This is a genomic window from Dorea amylophila (genome assembly GCF_025567265.1).
Lineage (GTDB): Bacteria > Bacillota > Clostridia > Lachnospirales > Lachnospiraceae > Dorea_A > Dorea_A amylophila.
Genome location: NZ_JAOQJW010000006.1, coordinates 91,436 through 109,169, shown reverse-complemented (window position 1 = coordinate 109,169; position 17,734 = coordinate 91,436). Strand labels below are relative to the sequence as shown.

Below are 17,734 nucleotides of genomic sequence, written 5' to 3'. Positions count from 1 at the left end.
TACTTTCCTGCTACTTCACAAACAAATCTTTCTTCACCATTTTCTTCGAGATTCTTGTACGGATCGTATCACGAATCAGGGTCTGTTCATAGGCATCAAATGTTTTATTGGTAATTCCCATATCCAGTGCCGTAAATATATCAAGTCCTTTTTCCATCAGACCGACTGCTCCTAAGAGACCACGCAGATCCAGAGCCTTGGAAGATATCTCTCCATTTTCACATTTCTTATGTAATTCCAGAAACATAAATGTCAGTTCTCCTGCTCCTTCTTCCCTGATGTCCGGATAATGCTTTCTTATTAATTTAATCAGACTTTCCTTTGAAATCATCGGCATCTGGATTACGACAAATCTGGATACCAGTGCTTCATTCAGTTCTTTTGTACCCGCATATCCGTAGTTCATCGTTGCAATGAATCTTGTCGCCGGATGTAATTCCATACGTTCGTATCCTGGAACATCAATCGTCCGCCGGAAGTCCAGTGTCGCATGAAGTACTGCCATTGCTTCACTTTTTGCCATGTTGATCTCATCTAATATGGCAAATCCACCGGCTTTTGCCGCTGTATACACCGGCCCCGGTCTGAAAGATACCTCTCCCCCACGGAATGTATCCATACCAATCAATGAAGCTGCATCCATATTCACATGAAACGACACATCCCACCGTGGTCTTGCAAATACTCCCGCCAGATTCTCTGCAAACAGACTCTTTCCCGTTGCTTTCGGACCTGCCAACAGAATATTCTCTCCACACAAAATTGCGGTAATTGCCTGCTCCCAGACTTCTTTTCCATAGTAAAATTGTTCCAGTTTCGGAATTCTTGAACCATATTCTTGTTCTACCGGGTATGTTTCCCTATATTCTGTTATCTCACGGATCAGCTCATCTCTGATTCCAAGTTCTCTTAATTTTTCCAGCAATTTCTAAGGCTCCCTTTCTGAAATGTTGTTATTTATAGATATACACTATCCACTTCTCCATATTTTATTACTTAAAAATACACGAATCAAGGATTTTCCCTTTTTCTTACAAACTGCAGGAATTTCTTCACCGCTACCGAAGCATTCTTCTCATTCTTTACCGCGATCACAATCTCCCGGTGCAGCTCCGGTTTCAGACTTCTTGTTACGATATGATAATCGCATCTTTTCATCACCAGTTCCGACAGTATCCCGATTCCCAGCTCGTTTTCCACCATAGACATCACTGCATAATCGTCCCCGGAATAATAAGAAATGTGCGGTGCGATCTTATTCTTTTTGAAATGTTCTTCGATTTCCTGCTTGCCGCCTTCCTGAAGCAGTACAACTGACTCATCCTCAAATGCTTTTAATGGAATCTCTGTTTTTTCTGTCATTGGATGCTTTTCTGGAAGAACGGCCAGCATTTCATCCGTCATAATGTCAATGGTATCATAGTCCGTCCGCACCGGCCGGATCAGGAATCCGAAATCTACCAGCCCCTCAGCAATCCACTGCTCGATTTTGGAATAATCTCCCGTATGCAGTTCAAAATCAATTCCCGGATATAATTTTCGGAATTCTTTCATCACCCCCGGCAGATAGTGACACGCAATACTGCTGAATACCCCGATCCGGATCAGTCCCCGGTCCATTCCTGTGATTTCTCCGGCTTTTTCCCACATTCTTTCTTCTGCCATTGCCAGTTCCCATATATAGGGGATGAGCTGTTCTCCGTCTGAAGTCAGACACACTCCTGCGTGACTTCGTTTTAATAATGTCATCTGAAGTTCCGTTTCCAGAGACTTCACAATCTGTGTGACTGCTGACTGAGAGTATTTATAAAAATCTGCTGTTTTTGAAAAGCTCTCTAATTCCACTACTTTTAAGAAAATTGTATATTTTGAATATCTCATGATTCTACATTCTCCTTATGTCTTTTTTGATTATTTTTCAAAATATTTTGTTTTCTTATTCTCATCATGATAAATATGAATTTTACTTATATTCTATTCTACTATATAATAAAAAACAAGAAAACTATTACATAGGAGGAATCGCCGATTATGTCGACAAAAAAAGCCAATCTGATTCTTACAACCTGCTCTATGGCATGGGGAACTTCTTATATATTTATGAAACTTGGAATTGAGGGACTTTCCCCTCTGATGCTGATGGCTCTGCGTACAGGAATCGCATTTCTGATTCTGGTACTTATATTTTTCAAAAGGTTACTGAAAGTTAATAAAAGACTTTTACTCTACAGTGCCATCACCGGCTTTCTGCTTTTTACAAACCTTACGCCAATCCTTTACGGATTAAATACAATCACTGCTTCTCAGAGTGGATTCATCCTCAGCACCACCGTTGTGCTTGTTCCGGTCATTCATGCAGTTATTTCCCGGAGACTTCCGGAGCATCATGTCAGGCTTGGAATCATTATCGTATTAATCGGAATGGTACTGATCAACGGCGGTGATATATTTGCTGTCAAGCCCGGAACGTTGCTTTGTATGCTTTCGGCTTTCAGTTATTCAATCAATATTGTATTAAACAGCTATTTTACCAGACAGGTAGATCCACTTGCACTCGGAGTCTACCAGCAGGGCTTTACCTGTCTTTATTCCATAATCGGTCTGCTGGTGTTCGGATCCCCGATATTTCCGAGCACCGCGTTGGACTGGATCTCCGTTCTTGGACTTGCTCTCTTGTCCTCAGCTTACGGATTCGTTGTACAAACTGTTGTGCAGCAATATACAACACCGGAGAATACCGGATTCCTGTTCTCCCTGGAACCGATCTTTGCAGCGATTTTTTCCTTCATCTTCTTGCATGAGAAGCTCACGGAGATGGGATATCTCGGGGCCATTTTCATTCTTGCAGGAGTGTTTACCGCTATCGATGCCAAAAGTACGGTAATGGAATTAATCACCGGGAAATCCGTTGCAGAAGTTACATCCAAAAGATAGCAGAAAATCCGTTGTCTTATCCTGATATGTTCCCTTTACCGGAACTCCAGTAAAACAGGACATACCATTGACTGACAACGGATTTTTATCTTTTCTATAAAATCTCTGCTTCTAATTTTCTATAAATCGCATCTGCAAGAATCTTATGACTCTGTCCATCCATATGCTCCTGATCTGCTTCCGACGGACTCGCATAATCTGCTGCCCGCATGAATCGTTTGCCATACTTTCCGGCCACTTTTTCATATACCAGTTCTAATTTCTTTGATACTTCTACGGATTCTGGCGAAAATTCCTGATCATATCCGTCCTGCCATACCTTTTTTCCCAGATAGATCGGAGATATCACAAGAACCTTCATCTTATCTGCATACTGATTAATCTGTTCAAGTAGCCTGGCAATTCCTTTTCCGATGATTTCTGCTGACGCTCCGAATATGGTTTTGCAGTCATTCGTTCCAAGCATTAATACGACTGCATCCGGCGTGTGCGTCTCCAATAATGTCGGAAGCAATTCTGTTCCCCGTCTTCCCAGGCGAAGCGGATCTTCAAATATGGTCGTTCTTCCACACAGACCTTCCTCAACAATTCTAATATCCCGGTCCGCCAGTTTTTCCTGTAAGATTCCGGTCCATCGTTCTTCCCACGGAAAACGCTTTCCGGTCTCTCCATCTAATCCCCACGTATTCGAATCCCCAAAGCATAATATCTGTTTCATTACTTCCTGCACCTGCCTTCTGAGCTTTTATCTTTTAATAACTGGAGTTTAACACCATTTTCCTATTAAATCAATATGTTTTCTATGTTTTCTATGTTTTTGCTTTTCATTATGCTTTCTTTTATGTTATACTATCTTATAGTTTATTCGTACTGAACGCACAAGGAGGAATTATCATGGAGGAAAGATTAAAACAACAACTTGATTTCATTCTCGAAATTGATAAAGAAAAGAATATATTAAGACAAACCCACCTTTCCGGACACGGAAGACGTGAAAATGATGCAGAGCATGCCTGGCATATGGCAATCATGGCATACCTGTTAAAAGATTATGCCAATGAACCCGTCGATATCGCAAAAGTTATGATCATGTGCCTGATCCATGACATTGTGGAAATTGACGCCGGAGATACTTATGCCTACGATACAGAAGGATTAAAGACGCAGAAAGCACGTGAAGATGCTGCCAAAGAACGGATTTTCTCACTGTTACCAGAAGATCAGAAAAAAGAACTGACTGCACTCTTTGATGAATTCGAAAATTACCAGACACCGGAATCCAAATTTGCACATTCCCTGGATAACCTGCAGCCATTGCTTCTCAATAACAGTAACGGCGGTGGCGACTGGCGTGAGCATCAGGTTACTTCCGAACAGGTATACGGAAGACAACGGAAAACGCAGCTGGGATCTGAGACTTTATATAAAGTAACAGACCAAATACTCAAAGAAAATATAGAAAAAGGAAATATTAAAGAATCATAAGCAATGTTTTTCTTTCTGCAGGACCTGCCACCGGCAGTCCCTGTAGAATGCATAATAAACAAAACATCATATTATTTTTCTATTAATACCTTTTATTCTCTCCTATAATATTAATTTCTTCCTGCTCTCTATTAATTTAAAATAGAAAACGCCATAACCACAATCCCAAGAACCACTAATATCACACCCGTCGCCCGGTTCAATGTCTTCGGTGTTGCCTTATTCGCAAATACTGCCGCAATCCTTGCCCACAACAGTGTGAACACAATACATAAGATCCACACCGCTATATTCGGCATTCCCCCGATTGCAAAATGCGAAACTGCACCGGTAAAGGCAGTAAATGTCATGATGAACACACTCGTTCCGACCGCCGTCTTAAGCTCATAGCCCAGGACAGAGGTCAGGATCAAAAGCATCATCATACCGCCTCCGGCACCGATAAATCCACAGATTAATCCGATCATGACACCACAGATTAACGACTGCACCGCACGTTTCTTCGGCGATACTTTTTCCATGGCTTCTTTTGTTGTCATGACAGGTTTTACGATGAACTTAATGCCGAGCAAGAATGTCATAAATACCGAGAAATTTCCCATCGTTGTAGATGGTACCAGACTGGACACATAACTTCCCACAACGGTAAAGGTAAGTACGCTGACCATCATGATCAGACCATTCTTCACATCCAGATTCTTATTCTTTCCATATGTATAGGCAGATACTGCGCTTGCAAGTACATCTGATGAAAGTGCAATTCCGACTGCCATATATGGATCCATTCCAAGAAATGTGATCAGCATCGGACTGATCACTGCCGCCGCACTCATTCCTGCAAATCCGGTTCCGAGTCCGGCTCCCATCCCCGCGAAAAATGTTACGATAATCATTAATATTGTATTCATCTAGTTCTTTTCCTCCAACATCTTCTCTATATTCGCTTCCATATGCGCCATTCCTTTTTGAAGAGCTTTTCTTGTATCTTCATCCATTCCTTCAAATAGTTTTTCAACGAACGACTGCTGAAGTTTCTGTCCTTCTTGGATAATCTCTTTTGACTTTTCTGTACAGATCAGATTGACTTTTCTTCGGTCACCTTCTACACTTTTCCGCTCCAGATAGCCTTCATTCACAAGTTTATCCACATTTACCGATACAAGATTGGCTTTAATTTTTCGTATTTCTACGATGTCTCTGGCAGTTTTGTATTCTGGGTTGTTCGCCAGGAAAAGTAAGATGTCAAATGCGGTCTGTGGAATATTCAGTTCATGACATAACGGTTTGCAGGTCTCACTGTATGCCTTTGACAGCTTTTCTGCAAATTCGATTCCTGTGTTCATATATGTAGCTCTCCTTTTATTTCAATTTTGAACTATTCATTTTTGTATTAATATAACACTTAGAAATAATTTTGTAAAGTACTATCTGATATGCACTTATATGCCAGTGCAAAGCAAAAGCCTTCCGAGTACCGACTCAGAAGGCTTTCCTGCTCTTTTAAAAATGAGCTGTTTTATTTCGATTACTATATTTCCATCATCCCGGACATAATACATCCACCAATTGCTCCACATTTTTCCATATCATTCCACTGTTCTTCATCGAACTTTATTCCGCCGATTCCATATACCGGAATGCTGACTTCCCGGCAAACTTCTTTTAAGAATCCCAATCCTCTTGGCGGTAATCCCCTCTTACAATCTGTCGCATAGATATGCCCTGCCGTAAGATAGGAAGCTCCCAATTGCTCTGCTTCTTTCGCTTCTTCTACAGAATGTATAGAAATTCCAATCTTTGTAAATTTTTTCTTTTCTTCATCAGTTATTTTTTGCAAAATCGGAAGTGGCAGATGTACAGATGTACATCCCAGTTCTAGTGCAGTCTTCCAGAAATTATGAAGAATACAAGACACCTGATAACGGCTGCAAATATTCATTACTTCTTTTGCCAATGTCCCATATTCCTCTTCTGTCAGATCTTTTTCTCTTAAGATCACAGCTTCCGGATGTATCTTGCAGACTCTTTCTATCTGCTCTAAAAACGGGCGGTTGCATAATTTCCGATTGCTGACTGCAATGATTTTAAAGTCCTGATTGTTTACAGATTTTATCACTGACAACTCCTTTCAGCTGTATTCGGCATGTTTTTAACACAAGATGCTCCCTGTTACACATAGATATAATCACTCATCACCGGTTGAAGATTGTGTTTCAGAAGTGCCTGATAGACCTCATCCACCGAACGTCCATCCGAGATTTCAAACTGATCGTCACCCTTGTCTTCGATATCTTCTACATGACTTCCGATACCGGTACTTACACCAGCAGATATCTTCGTTGCTGCAATACTTACCAGATTATCGCGGACTCTTTCACACTCTCGTGTCGAAACCGTGATGCTTGCAAATGGCATAAACAGGCGGTATGCACACACTACCTGCAGAAGCTGCGGCTCATGCACATCCATCGGATTGATCCGGTCATTATTGATGATCGGACGAAGTCTCGGACAGGAAAATGCGATCTCTGCATGTGGATATTTTCTCTGTAATAAGTAAGCATGATATCCGGTCGCAAATGCATCTTTTCTGAAATCATCCAACCCCAGAAGTGCACCGAATCCGACTCCGCGCATGCCGCCTTTCAATGCTCTTTCCTGTGCATTGACACGATATGGATAGATTCTCTTATGTCCCGCAAGATGAAGTGTCTCATATTTATCCGAATTGTATGTCTCCTGGAATACCGTTACATAATCTGCCCCACATTCATGCAGATATGCGTATTCGTCTGAATTTACCGGATAAACCTCCAGACCAATAACTTTAAAATATTTTCTGGCGATCTTACATGCTTCACCGATGTATTCTACTGTAGATTTGTTACGGCTTTCTCCTGTCAGAATCAGGATTTCCTGCAGACCTGTCTCAGCGATCGCCGCCATCTCTTTTTCGATCTCTTCCGCATTTAACTGTGCACGGTTGATTTTGTTATGGCAATTAAAACCACAGTAAATGCAATAGTTCTCGCAATAATTTGCGATATAGATTGGTGTGAACATATAGACACTGTTACCAAAATGTTTTCTCGTCTCGATCTGCGCTGCCTGCGCTATTTCCTCCAGAAATGGCAGTGCTGCCGGTGACAATAACGCCTGAAAATCTTCCGGTGTGCGCTCTGCATGTGCCAGTGCACGTTTTACATCTTCTGCTGTATATGTATTATAATCATAAGCCTCCATGGCTGCCACGACCTGGTCGAGTATTTCTGATCCGATATCCTCCATGCCTGGAAGATAGGTCATGTGATCGATCCGGTTCTTCTTCTGGTCTTCCAGAATCTCCTCGCTTAAAATACTTTCATTAATATGTGTATCTTCATGATTTGTTCCCATTTGTCGTGCCTCCTAATCCTGCAGAAATCCAGTCAGCGGTGAAGATGCACTTGCACCACGCTCAATCGTTCTTCCAAGTCCGGAAAGGTACGCACTTCTGCCCGCTTCGATTGCTTTCTTAAATGCTTCCGCCATCGCCGGTACATCTCCCGCAGTCGCAATTGCTGTATTTGCCATAACTGCGGCTGCTCCCATCTCCATTGCCTCGCATGCCTGGGACGGACGTCCGATTCCGGCATCTACGATGATTGGCAGATCGATCTCATCGATCAGGATCTGAATAAAGTCTTTTGTGCTAAGCCCTTTATTTGATCCGATCGGTGCGCCAAGCGGCATGATACATGCTGCACCGGCATTTGCAAGATCTCTTGCAGCATTCAGATCTGGATACATGTACGGCATAACCACGAATCCTTCTTTTGCAAGAATTTCTGTAGCTTTGATCGTCTCATAATTATCCGGAAGGAGATATTTCGAATCTCTTACCACTTCCACTTTGACGAAATTGCCACATCCGACTTCTCTGGAAAGTCTGGCAATACGTACCGCTTCTTCTGCATTTCTGGCTCCTGATGTATTCGGAAGAAGTGTCACATCTTCCGGAATATAATCCAGAATATTTGCCAGACCGCCTTCATTTGCACGACGGAGTGCCAGTGTGATAATCTGTGCCCCTGCTTTTTCCACACATGCTTTCACCAGATCCAGTGAAAATTTTCCTGAACCAAGTATAAAACGGGACGTAAATTCTTTCCCTCCAAGGGTAAATGTATCCGCTTTCTTTATTTCTGTGTTGTCCATAATCCAATCCTTCTTTCTTATTATTTGTCTTTTCTATATGTTTTTTACACATCTTCTTCCCCAAGAATCAGACGTGTGATCATATTTGCTTCATGCGCTGCACAGATGGCCACTCTCGGTGCCATCAGGCCATTTCCATACGTTGGTGCCGTCTCGCGGTCTCCGCACAGGTAAAAGTTCTTCATTAACTTCTGTGTGCGAATCGTATTACTGCTTCCGTATCCTGCCATACCGGTTGCCGATACCAGTTTCTTTTCCGGAAAATGTTCCAGTATTCCATTTACCAGCATTGCTTTCGCTTCTGGATTATCGAATGCTTCACACACAATCGGTTCGTCACAAAATAATTTCGTAAGATTTTCTTCTGTGACTTTTACGCAATCTGTATCGATATCCAGATATGGATTGATCTTTAACAATAATGATTTCAGCGCATCTGTCTTATACATCCCGATATGCTCCATAAAATACTGCTGCCGGTTCAGATTCGTGATATCCACCACATCAAAATCAATCAAATGCAGATGGCCGACTCCGATTCTTGCAAGTGCATATGCCACGTTTGATCCCAATCCGCCAAGCCCGGCGATTGCAACCCTCCCCGCTGACAGAAGTTTCTGTTTCTCCGGAGAATGTCTCTCATTTAATGCTGCCACAATCTCTTCTTTACTAAGTACTTTTTCTTTCTCTGTATTCTCCGTCATATTTTCTAATCCGGTTTCTTCCATGAATGTTAGCCTCCTCCCACGAATGTCACAACTTCCAGACGGTCGCCGTCTTTTAACATGGTATCGGAATAGCTGTATTTCGGAAGAATATCTCCATTTAACTCTACAGCGATTCTTTTTACCTGATACTGATTCTGTTCCAGATATTCTGCAACAGTCGTATTCTCTGTCAGATTGATTTCTTTTCCATTTACGATAATCATGCGTTCTCCTTTCCCGGATCATACTTTCAAAAGTACTTGTCAGATAAAAAAGAGTTCACGAAGTAAATACACCCGTGGTGGTGCACCCCTTCGTGAACTCTCGTTCACTCTCAACTTATCCGATATTCTATTGTTCCTGATTTACGTCACATAGCAACAAAAAAGAGAGATACCAACTAAATGCATCTCTCCTAAAATCTACGTTATACATTCCTACGTTGGCATTATCCAAATCAGGTATATGGGTCGAAGTTCTTAACTTCCTCTCAGCCTGTACACAAGCTCCCCGTGTTTTATCTACATGTTTAAGTATAGAAACACCTGCACGAAATGTCAACTCATTTTTTCTGATTTCTGACTTTTTTCGAAACAACTATTTTTATTCATTCTATTTATTATCAAAAGTAATATTCCGTACCATATTTCTGTTAATCAGCTGTGTTCCCTTCTTGGTATCAACCTTTACCCACTGTATATCTGCGTCCATGAGCTTTCCTTTGATTGCTCCTACTTCGTTGAACAGACTTACCGTACAATCTTTTCCCATATACTGATCTAACATTGAACCATCCATATCTTCTTCCATCCTTTCTCCATTTACGATCGTGATTACATTATTTGCCGCCTGTACTGCCATCACCGTAACCATATTCAGGTTATTAATCGCTACCATCGTTGCAACATCCATGTAGTCCACCTCCATCTTTTTTGCAGGTCTTGTTATCAGTATATCATACTTCCAGATGATAGAACGATTTTTATTGCCTCCATAACGAATTGTACGTTTATGGCATCAGACCTTCTGTTCTGATAAATTTCAGAAATTTTCCTGCCACCGGTGACAGACTCTTCTCCCATGCAAGCCCGATTTCGATCAGCTCTGCTGGTACAAGTTTCCGGTGGCATACGCCCTCATAATCCGGCAGACTGTTGATCTGATTCGTAATGCTCACACCCATTCCCGCTGCCGCCATCGCATATGTTGCCTGAATATCCATTGTCGAAAACTGTACATTCGGCTTAATCCCATGCTTATCCAGATAACGTGTTCCACCAATATCTAATCCTGGACATGTTGCAATATAGGCTTCCGTCTCTGCAAATTTTGCCGAAAATGTCTTTCTTTTTGCCAGCTTGTGTCCCTCCGGCAATAATGCTTGTACAAGGTACGATCTGCGCTGTAACCCTGTACTTCGGTGCACCCGTTACCGTAAAAGCAATGTTAGGAAATGCCGCTTCTCACCCTGTCATGGCAAAAAGCGGCATCATATACCTGCAACTTATATCATTTTTCTATCCTTTGTGTTATACCGGCGGAACCTTCACCGGTACTTATAACGGACTTTGGAAAATGGTTCTGACGTTAGCCGGAAGTACGCTCCAGATTGCACTTCGCGTAATCTTAACCTGGTTCTTCTTCCCTCATTTCGGGCTGGCAGCCCCTGCCATTGCTACCAGTATCGGCTGGCTTATGGCCAATCTGTTCTGGCTTATCTGTCTGACCAGACTTCGTCGGCAATCTCTTTTACAAGCTTAAGCTTTGCCCACTGTTCTTCTTCTGTCAGCTTATTACCGATCTCGCAGGATGCAAATCCGCACTGCGGGCTTAAGTATAAGCGGTCAAGCGGAACATATTTTGCTGCTTCGTGGATTCTTGCGATTACTTTTTCTTTGTCTTCCAGTTCCGGTGTCTTGGTTGTTATAAGTCCAAGTACGACCTTCTTATCGCCGGATACCTTTGCAAGTGGTGCAAATCCGCCGGATCTCTTGTCGTCATATTCCAGATAATATGCATTTACATTTTCTTCTCCGAATAACAAATCCGCTACGGAATCATATGCTCCGGAACTGAAGAATGTAGAATGATAATTTCCACGGCATACATGTGTATTGATCACCAGATCTTCCGGTGCCTGTGCTACTACCTGGTTATTCAGTTCCAGAAGGAGTTTCTTGTAATCTTCCAGTCTCTGTCCTGTTCTTCCGGTCAATGCAACTGCCATCTTTGCATCTACCATTCCGCCCCATACGCAGTCATCAAACTGAAGGTTACGGCAGCCTGCTGCATAGATCTCCTGCACGAATTCACCGTATGCCTTGATCACATCCTCGGCAAATGCTTCTTCCGATCCATAGATTTCTAATGTTGTATTCAGAAGCTGTGCCCCGGTAAAGTATGCATAGAACTGTCCCGGTGACGGGATGGTCTGTTTTGCGACAGTATTTTCATCTTCTAATGCTTTGATGAATTTGAAATGCTCTAAGAAAGGATGATTCTTTACTGAAATCTTTCCCGTCATGTATGTATCATCAATCATTGCAGCTTCTGCGTCAAATGTTGTATTCCCCTCTACTGTCTTCTGATGCTCGATACCTTCAAATCCCCACATGAAATCCAGATGCCATGTCGATCTTCTGAATTCTCCGTCCGTGATCACATGATATCCAAGTTCCTTAATCTTTGCCACCAGTTCCAGGATGCATTCATCTTCTACTGCGGTCAGTTTTTCCTGTGAGATTGTCCCTTCTTCGAAATTCTTTCTTGCGTCTTTTAATTTCTGTGGGCGTAAAAAACTTCCTACAAAGTCGTAACGAAATGGTGTGTTCATGATTATTTCCTCCTTGCCGGCAGGGACTTAGGTTTTCTGTCTTTTTTGTTGTCCCTGATGGCTTTCTTTTATATTTTTCATATTCTTGATGATGTTCTCGATCGATGGATTTATTATAATTTGTTTTGATAAACTTGTATAATACAAAAAAATGTGTATTTGTCATAGTTTTAAACTATATCAAATATCCCTTTCAAATCATCAACCGACTATCTACAGAAGCTGCCACCGATAACTTCTCCGGCATACCATAATCATATATCCATTATATCAATTATAGTTTTCACTTATTTTTATCACAGTTGTATAATTTATTTGGATGAAAATATGAAAGGAAGCGCTTTATTATGGAGGAAAAAACACTTTTTCCCAGAGAAGAAAAATCAGAAATCTTATTTAAGAAAATATCCGAAGATAAATGGGCATGTGAAAAACTGATGGAAACATTCTGCAGTTATTTATTCAGTAACGATGGGGTAGACCTTCCCGATTCTCCGTCATCTACAGAATTCGCACAGGCTCTTTTTAATTCTTATCGCAATCGGGATTTATCTGCGTTTCTGATGGCTATCTGTCAGAATACAGTCTTTGATCTTTTAAGAAATGCATTCCTGATTCCCTATCGGTTCAATGCGGACGGAAAACAGAATCCGATGATCATGACAGATGAAAACGGAATGTTACTTCCTGAATATAAGAGATCGATTCATGAACGGGAATACCGTCATTTCCATGAGATATATACAGATCTCGGAGCTCCAAAGAATATTTTTCTGGCACAGGCATACCGCTACAGCCATTCTTATACATCTGACGATATGGAACCGGAACAAAACATTTTGGAAAAGAATAATGGTGTACTGTTGATCCGTGAATTACCGGATACCGTAAAATTAAAAGAAACCGAAGCAGAAGCTTATTCTGCTATTTTGGATATTGTCATAAAACTTCAGAAAGAGCTTCCTATGTCCTATGTATTCTATGGACAGGATTCTCTTGTTGAAGATAATACCCGTTATGATGAGATCGGAGTTTTCCTTCCGAATTCACATTTCTTAAAAAATCTGGAACGCCACGTTTCCAAAGCAGAGGCGATCATTTATGCAGACAACTAATTCTGACTTTATTGATATTATGGAAAAAAATCATATGGAGATTCCATGGCATGACTACGCCAATGATGACAGTAATGTGTTGATTGCAGAAGCCGGACTGATCGAGAAAGCTTCTGTCATCGGCCGTGTTGGGTTAATCATGCTCTCCTGTGGAACCGGCGCATGGCGTGTACGGACTTCCATGAACCGGCTTTCCAAAGAGCTTGGTGTAACCTGTACGGTAGACGTGGGATTGATGTCCATTGTATTTAACTGTTTTGATGGAAACGATTGTATTTCCCAGTCGTTGAGTATTGCCAATACGGGAGTGAATACCTCCAAGCTTTACCGCATGGAACAGTTTGTAGATCATTTTCCGGAAGAAGAAGCACATATGACCGGTGAAGATATCCATAAACGACTGGATGAAATTGAAGAAATCCATGCTCTTTATTCACCTGCAAAGCTGGGGCTTGCCGCAGCTCTTGCCTGTTGCGGTTTTACTTTTTTACTCGGAGGCGGACCGGTTGAGATGGCTCTTGCTTTTATTGCCGCCGGGATTGGTAATCTGATCCGTACGAAACTGATCAAACACCATTACACACTGTTTTTGAATATAGCAGTCTCTGTTTCAGCAGCATGTTTTACCTATGCAGTCTTTCTGAAACTTGCGGAACTTGTCTTTCACATTCCGGAATTTCATGAAGCTGGTTATATCTGCTCGATGCTGTTCATCATCCCGGGATTTCCATTTATCACAAGCGGGATCGACCTTGCAAAGCTGGATCTGCGTTCGGGACTGGAGCGGCTTACTTATGCAATCATTATCGTTATGGTTGCCACTTTATTTGCATGGATCATGGCTTTACTTCTGCATCTGGAACCGGCCGATTTTACGGCACTGCATCTAAGTGCCGCTGCCCGTCTGATTTTCCGTGTGATTGCAAGCTTTTGCGGAGTATTCGGTTTCTCGATCATGTTTAACAGTTCTCATTCGATGGCGGCAACGGCTGCATTTATTGGTGCCATTGCCAATACACTCCGGCTTGAACTTGTTGATTTCACACATATGCCTCCGGCCGCCGCCGCATTTATCGGGGCTCTGATTGCCGGATTGCTTGCTTCTTTTATTAAAAAGAGTAATGGATATCCAAGAATCTCGCTTACCGTGCCTTCTATCGTGATCATGGTTCCAGGACTTTACCTGTACCGTGCGATTTATAATTTCGGGATTATGTCCCTGACGGATGCGGTTTCATGGTTTACTTCTGCGATTATGATTATTGTGATGTTGCCGCTGGGACTTATATTTGCTAGAATTTTGACGGATCATACGTTCCGGTATTGTACGTAAAATCTTTCATTTTATAGAATTTATTTACGCTCTTCTTAAAGCCAACAGGGACAGGAAAAAAACCATTTTTCCTGTCCCTGTTGGTATTACAGCATATGTGCTCTTAACTCTTCCGGTGTCATCTGAGACAACATAGCCGGTGCGATATCAAATACGCTTCTTGCTCCTGATTCACCTTTCTGTGAAAGTCTGTGTGCTGCACGTGCATAAGCCACCAGAACACTTCCTGTGAATTCCGGGTTGGAATCCAGTTTCAGAGAATATTCGATCACATGCTTGTTGCCTTCGCATCCTGTCTCACCGGTACGGATCACGAATCCACCGTGAGGCATCTTGCTGTGGTTTTCTTTTAATTCTTCTTCTGTGATAAATGTTACCGTTGTATCATATTCATCAAAGTAGTTCGGCATTGTCTTGATTGCCTCTTCAATGGCTGCTTTATCTGCTCCTTCTTCTGCTACTACATAACACTCTCTTAAATGTTTCTGTCTTGTTGTCAACTCCGGTTCGCTTCCGCTTCTTACCTGGTCAACCGCTGCTTCGATCGGTACCGTATACTGGATTCCGTTCTTCACACCTTCGATACGGCGGATTGCATCAGAGTGTCCCTGGCTGACCCCTTTTCCCCAGAATGTATAAGTGCTTCCCTGTACCAGGATAGACTCTGCATACAGACGATTCAGAGAGAACATTCCCGGATCCCAGCCTACTGAGATAATACTTACATTCTTTCCTTCTTTTGCTGCTTTATCTACATTTGCAAAATACTCAGGGATCTTAGCATGTGTATCAAAGCTGTCAATGGTATTGAATGATGCTGCTACCTTCGGTCCGATTACCGGAAGGTCTGTTGCTGATCCGCCGCAGAGGATCATTACATCGATCTCATCTTTCATAGCTTCCATATCATCAAAGTGCTTTACTTCTGCCCCTTCTGTCTGGATCTTTACACTTGCAGGATCTCTTCTTGTAAATACTGCTTTTAATTCCATATCATCATTACGCTTGATAGACTGCTCTACTCCGCGTCCGATGTTACCGTATCCAACGATACCAATTCTGATTTTTCCCATAATTCTACCTCTGTTTCTTATGATTTGCCGCCTTATTCTGTGGCCGTTTTTATTCACTGATATCAATCATTTCTACTGTTCCTTTACAGTTTTGCACTGTCTTTTCTGCCGCTGATATCTTTGTAAATTATATCATATATTCTTTTCACGACAATCTTTTTCTTTTGCAAATTTCTTTATTGATAATTTTTATGTTTCTACTCACAGAACAGCTTCCGTTTTTCTTATCTTCTGCCTATCCCATCTCATTATAATGCGCATAGATTCCGCCCTGTTTTAACAGTTCTTCATGTGTTCCACGCTCTGCGATTCCATTATCTGCCACTACAAGGATCTCATCCGCATTGCGGATTGTTGATAATCGATGCGCGATCGTAATCGTTGTCCGGTTCTTTGCAAGCTCTTCCAGACTCTTCTGGATCCAGCGTTCGCTCTCATTATCCAGTGCACTTGTCGCCTCATCTAGAATCAGGATTGACGGATTCTTAAGAAATACTCTTGCAATCGAGATTCTCTGTTTCTGTCCGCCGGAAAGTCTTGTTCCACGTTCACCAACAAATGTATCATATCCGTCCGGCAGTTCCATAATAAAATCATGAATGTTCGCTTTCCTTGCTGCGTCTTCAATCTCTTCCATAGATGCTCCCGGCTTCCCATATGCGATATTCTCTTTAATACTTCCACAGAACAGATACACATCCTGCTGTACCAGTCCGATCTGATTACGCAGACTTTCCAGTGTCAGATCCCGGACATCTTTTCCGTCAATCGTAACACGTCCGCCTGTTACATCATAGAATCTCGGAAGCAGAGAGCAGATCGTCGTCTTACCACTTCCCGAAGGTCCGACTAAAGCCACGGATTTTCCTGCCGGAATGTCGAATGTAACATTAGAAAGCACCGGTGTATCATCGTCGCTATAATGAAACGATACATTTTCATAAGAAATGTGTCCGTTTACTTCATCTATTGATTCTGCGTCCAGTGCATTCACGATCTCCGGCTCGGTCTCTACCACATCCAGAAATCTGCGGAATCCGGACAGTCCTTTCTGCATCATCTCAGTAAGCTCGACTAGAATCTGTATCGGGCTGATAAAGATCCCAATATAGAGTGCGTACATCGCAAGATCCGCTGCCTCCATCTTCCCATGTGCGATCAGCCATCCTCCGAATACCAGCGTTACCAGATACATCATCCCCTGAAAAAACAGGTTGCCGCTCATAAAGCTTCCCATACATTTATAATTGGCATCCTTGGAACGCAGAAATCCCTGGTTGCTTTTTCGGAACTTCTCCCGTTCAATCTCTTCATTTGCAAAGGACTGTACAACACGGATCCCGGCCAGTGTATCCTGAAGACTCGAATTAACATCCCCGATCTTACGCCGGTTGTCCATGAATGTCGCCTGCATCTTCTTATTCTGCCCGTACGAGAAGAACAACATGAACACTACCAGAACCAGAAGCGGTATTGCCAGTCTCCAGTTGATCAGAAACAGGAATATGAACGAACCGATAATCTTGATCAGTGAAATAAATAAGTTCTCCGGTCCATGATGTGCAAACTCCGAGATATCGAAAAGATCCGATACCAGCTTACTCATCATCTGCCCCGAATTATTCTGGTCATAATATGAGAATGACAGTTTTTCATAGTGATCAAAAAGCTGCTGCCTCATATCACGTTCCATATTGGCTCCCATCATATGTCCCTGATAGCTTACATAATATTTACAAAGCGCCTGTAATATATAAATTACAAGCAATCCTGCCCCAATCGGAAGCAAGGCATGCAGTATGTGATCTGCTGATTCTGTAAACAACGTCTTCGTAAGCGTACGTAAAATCTGTGGAAATGCGAGATCCACCAGACTTATGACTGCCGCACAGATCAGATCCAGAAAGAATACCGCCTTATACGGGGCATAATACCGAATGAATTTTTTCATTGTATGCATTGTATATTCCTACCTTTTCCTCTAAACTCAATCATTTATATTATAAGATATCCCAGATGAATTTGAAACCATTAAACACCTTTATAAGAAATTTTCT

19 protein-coding genes and 1 riboswitch are annotated in these 17,734 nt (G+C 42.1%); of the genes, 4 read left to right on the top strand and 15 right to left on the bottom strand.

What is annotated here, in order from left to right; translation table 11 throughout:
* Window positions 1-10: 10 nt before the first annotated feature.
* Together OCV72_RS05205 and OCV72_RS05200 are read right to left on the bottom strand one after the other, a co-directional pair.
* Complete coding sequence (locus OCV72_RS05205; RefSeq protein ID WP_055282374.1) at window positions 11-925, bottom strand: AAA family ATPase; 915 nt, start codon at window positions 923-925, stop codon at window positions 11-13.
* A gap of 86 nt (window positions 926-1,011) precedes the next feature.
* Window positions 1,012-1,881, bottom strand: a complete 870-nt coding sequence (locus OCV72_RS05200) for a LysR family transcriptional regulator (RefSeq protein WP_055282372.1) — start codon at window positions 1,879-1,881, stop codon at window positions 1,012-1,014.
* Window positions 1,882-2,031: 150 nt separating this feature from the next.
* On the opposite strand from OCV72_RS05200, the gene OCV72_RS05195 reads away from it, so the two are divergent.
* The gene (locus OCV72_RS05195; RefSeq protein ID WP_055282371.1) at window positions 2,032-2,934 is read left to right on the top strand and encodes a DMT family transporter; all 903 of its coding nucleotides are present in this window, start codon (window positions 2,032-2,034) and stop codon (window positions 2,932-2,934) included.
* 94 nt (window positions 2,935-3,028) lie between these two features.
* Here the strand turns inward: OCV72_RS05195 and OCV72_RS05190 are convergent, their stop codons facing one another.
* The gene (locus tag OCV72_RS05190) at window positions 3,029-3,652 is read right to left on the bottom strand and encodes a GDSL-type esterase/lipase family protein (RefSeq protein ID WP_055282367.1); all 624 of its coding nucleotides are present in this window, start codon (window positions 3,650-3,652) and stop codon (window positions 3,029-3,031) included.
* Window positions 3,653-3,828: 176 nt separating this feature from the next.
* Here OCV72_RS05190 and OCV72_RS05185 point away from each other — a divergent pair, with 176 nt between their 5' ends.
* Window positions 3,829-4,419, top strand: a complete 591-nt coding sequence (locus OCV72_RS05185; RefSeq protein WP_055282365.1) for an HD domain-containing protein — start codon at window positions 3,829-3,831, stop codon at window positions 4,417-4,419.
* Window positions 4,420-4,550: 131 nt separating this feature from the next.
* Here OCV72_RS05185 and OCV72_RS05180 read toward each other — a convergent pair whose 3' ends face one another.
* The 10 genes from OCV72_RS05180 to OCV72_RS05135 all read right to left on the bottom strand — a co-directional run bounded on the left by OCV72_RS05180 (window position 4,551) and on the right by OCV72_RS05135 (window position 12,156).
* Window positions 4,551-5,327, bottom strand: a complete 777-nt coding sequence (locus OCV72_RS05180; protein WP_055282363.1) for a sulfite exporter TauE/SafE family protein — start codon at window positions 5,325-5,327, stop codon at window positions 4,551-4,553.
* Window positions 5,328-5,762, bottom strand: a complete 435-nt coding sequence (locus OCV72_RS05175; protein WP_006426432.1) for a MarR family winged helix-turn-helix transcriptional regulator — start codon at window positions 5,760-5,762, stop codon at window positions 5,328-5,330. It lies immediately after the preceding gene.
* A gap of 185 nt (window positions 5,763-5,947) precedes the next feature.
* Window positions 5,948-6,535, bottom strand: coding sequence for a thiamine phosphate synthase (locus OCV72_RS05170; RefSeq protein WP_242859215.1), 588 nt, complete (start codon window positions 6,533-6,535; stop codon window positions 5,948-5,950).
* Between the two features lie 53 nt (window positions 6,536-6,588).
* Window positions 6,589-7,815 carry a 2-iminoacetate synthase ThiH gene (gene thiH / locus OCV72_RS05165; protein ID WP_006426434.1) on the bottom strand — a complete coding sequence of 409 codons (1,227 nt, stop codon included), beginning with the start codon at window positions 7,813-7,815 and terminating at the stop codon, window positions 6,589-6,591.
* Window positions 7,816-7,827: 12 nt separating this feature from the next.
* The gene (locus OCV72_RS05160; protein ID WP_044924315.1) at window positions 7,828-8,616 is read right to left on the bottom strand and encodes a thiazole synthase; all 789 of its coding nucleotides are present in this window, start codon (window positions 8,614-8,616) and stop codon (window positions 7,828-7,830) included.
* A gap of 44 nt (window positions 8,617-8,660) precedes the next feature.
* Window positions 8,661-9,344 carry a sulfur carrier protein ThiS adenylyltransferase ThiF gene (gene thiF / locus OCV72_RS05155; RefSeq protein ID WP_081021006.1) on the bottom strand — a complete coding sequence of 228 codons (684 nt, stop codon included), beginning with the start codon at window positions 9,342-9,344 and terminating at the stop codon, window positions 8,661-8,663.
* Between the two features lie 5 nt (window positions 9,345-9,349).
* On the bottom strand, window positions 9,350-9,547 hold the full coding sequence (thiS, locus tag OCV72_RS05150) for a sulfur carrier protein ThiS (RefSeq protein ID WP_055282361.1): 198 nt from the start codon (window positions 9,545-9,547) through the stop codon (window positions 9,350-9,352).
* A 193-nt stretch (window positions 9,548-9,740) separates the two neighbouring features.
* Window positions 9,741-9,846, bottom strand: a riboswitch (TPP riboswitch).
* An 89-nt stretch (window positions 9,847-9,935) separates the two neighbouring features.
* Window positions 9,936-10,235 (bottom strand): hypothetical protein, encoded by a 300-nt coding sequence (locus tag OCV72_RS05145; RefSeq protein WP_055194852.1) that lies wholly within the window; start codon window positions 10,233-10,235, stop codon window positions 9,936-9,938.
* Window positions 10,236-10,332: 97 nt separating this feature from the next.
* A complete protein-coding gene (locus OCV72_RS05140) occupies window positions 10,333-10,749 on the bottom strand; it encodes a LysR substrate-binding domain-containing protein (protein ID WP_081021005.1) in 417 nt (138 codons plus the stop codon).
* A gap of 288 nt (window positions 10,750-11,037) precedes the next feature.
* Window positions 11,038-12,156 (bottom strand): 5-methyltetrahydropteroyltriglutamate--homocysteine S-methyltransferase, encoded by a 1,119-nt coding sequence (locus tag OCV72_RS05135; protein WP_055282359.1) that lies wholly within the window; start codon window positions 12,154-12,156, stop codon window positions 11,038-11,040.
* Between the two features lie 347 nt (window positions 12,157-12,503).
* Between OCV72_RS05135 and OCV72_RS05130 the strand changes: the two genes are divergently transcribed.
* Together OCV72_RS05130 and OCV72_RS05125 are read left to right on the top strand one after the other, a co-directional pair.
* Window positions 12,504-13,271, top strand: coding sequence for a DUF4866 domain-containing protein (locus OCV72_RS05130; RefSeq protein WP_055282358.1), 768 nt, complete (start codon window positions 12,504-12,506; stop codon window positions 13,269-13,271).
* On the top strand, window positions 13,258-14,604 hold the full coding sequence (locus OCV72_RS05125) for a threonine/serine exporter family protein (protein WP_055282356.1): 1,347 nt from the start codon (window positions 13,258-13,260) through the stop codon (window positions 14,602-14,604). The genes OCV72_RS05130 and OCV72_RS05125 overlap by 14 nt, the downstream gene beginning before the upstream one ends.
* A gap of 86 nt (window positions 14,605-14,690) precedes the next feature.
* Here OCV72_RS05125 and OCV72_RS05120 read toward each other — a convergent pair whose 3' ends face one another.
* Together OCV72_RS05120 and OCV72_RS05115 are read right to left on the bottom strand one after the other, a co-directional pair.
* Entirely contained in the window at window positions 14,691-15,677 is a 987-nt protein-coding gene (locus OCV72_RS05120) for a diaminopimelate dehydrogenase (protein ID WP_055282355.1), read from the bottom strand.
* A 235-nt stretch (window positions 15,678-15,912) separates the two neighbouring features.
* Window positions 15,913-17,637: an ABC transporter ATP-binding protein gene (locus tag OCV72_RS05115; protein WP_055282354.1), complete on the bottom strand. Its 1,725-nt coding sequence runs from the start codon at window positions 17,635-17,637 to the stop codon at window positions 15,913-15,915.
* Between the last annotated feature and the right edge of the window lie 97 nt (window positions 17,638-17,734).

Bases quoted from the DNA above. Each gene is read 5' to 3' on its own strand.
- OCV72_RS05180 (WP_055282363.1), bottom strand. From the start codon at position 5,327: ATGAATACAATATTAATGATTATCGTAACATTTTTCGCGGGGATGGGA.
- OCV72_RS05160 (WP_044924315.1), bottom strand. From the start codon at position 8,616: ATGGACAACACAGAAATAAAGAAAGCGGATACATTTACCCTTGGAGGG.
- OCV72_RS05130 (WP_055282358.1), top strand. From the start codon at position 12,504: ATGGAGGAAAAAACACTTTTTCCCAGAGAAGAAAAATCAGAAATCTTA.
- OCV72_RS05145 (WP_055194852.1), bottom strand. From the start codon at position 10,235: ATGGATGTTGCAACGATGGTAGCGATTAATAACCTGAATATGGTTACG.
- OCV72_RS05185 (WP_055282365.1), top strand. From the start codon at position 3,829: ATGGAGGAAAGATTAAAACAACAACTTGATTTCATTCTCGAAATTGAT.
- OCV72_RS05135 (WP_055282359.1), bottom strand. From the start codon at position 12,156: ATGAACACACCATTTCGTTACGACTTTGTAGGAAGTTTTTTACGCCCA.
- OCV72_RS05175 (WP_006426432.1), bottom strand. From the start codon at position 5,762: ATGAACACAGGAATCGAATTTGCAGAAAAGCTGTCAAAGGCATACAGT.
- OCV72_RS05115 (WP_055282354.1), bottom strand. From the start codon at position 17,637: ATGCATACAATGAAAAAATTCATTCGGTATTATGCCCCGTATAAGGCG.
- OCV72_RS05200 (WP_055282372.1), bottom strand. From the start codon at position 1,881: ATGAGATATTCAAAATATACAATTTTCTTAAAAGTAGTGGAATTAGAG.
- OCV72_RS05195 (WP_055282371.1), top strand. From the start codon at position 2,032: ATGTCGACAAAAAAAGCCAATCTGATTCTTACAACCTGCTCTATGGCA.
- thiS (WP_055282361.1), bottom strand. From the start codon at position 9,547: ATGATTATCGTAAATGGAAAAGAAATCAATCTGACAGAGAATACGACT.
- OCV72_RS05190 (WP_055282367.1), bottom strand. From the start codon at position 3,652: ATGAAACAGATATTATGCTTTGGGGATTCGAATACGTGGGGATTAGAT.
- OCV72_RS05125 (WP_055282356.1), top strand. From the start codon at position 13,258: ATGCAGACAACTAATTCTGACTTTATTGATATTATGGAAAAAAATCAT.
- thiF (WP_081021006.1), bottom strand. From the start codon at position 9,344: ATGGAAGAAACCGGATTAGAAAATATGACGGAGAATACAGAGAAAGAA.
- thiH (WP_006426434.1), bottom strand. From the start codon at position 7,815: ATGGGAACAAATCATGAAGATACACATATTAATGAAAGTATTTTAAGC.
- OCV72_RS05120 (WP_055282355.1), bottom strand. From the start codon at position 15,677: ATGGGAAAAATCAGAATTGGTATCGTTGGATACGGTAACATCGGACGC.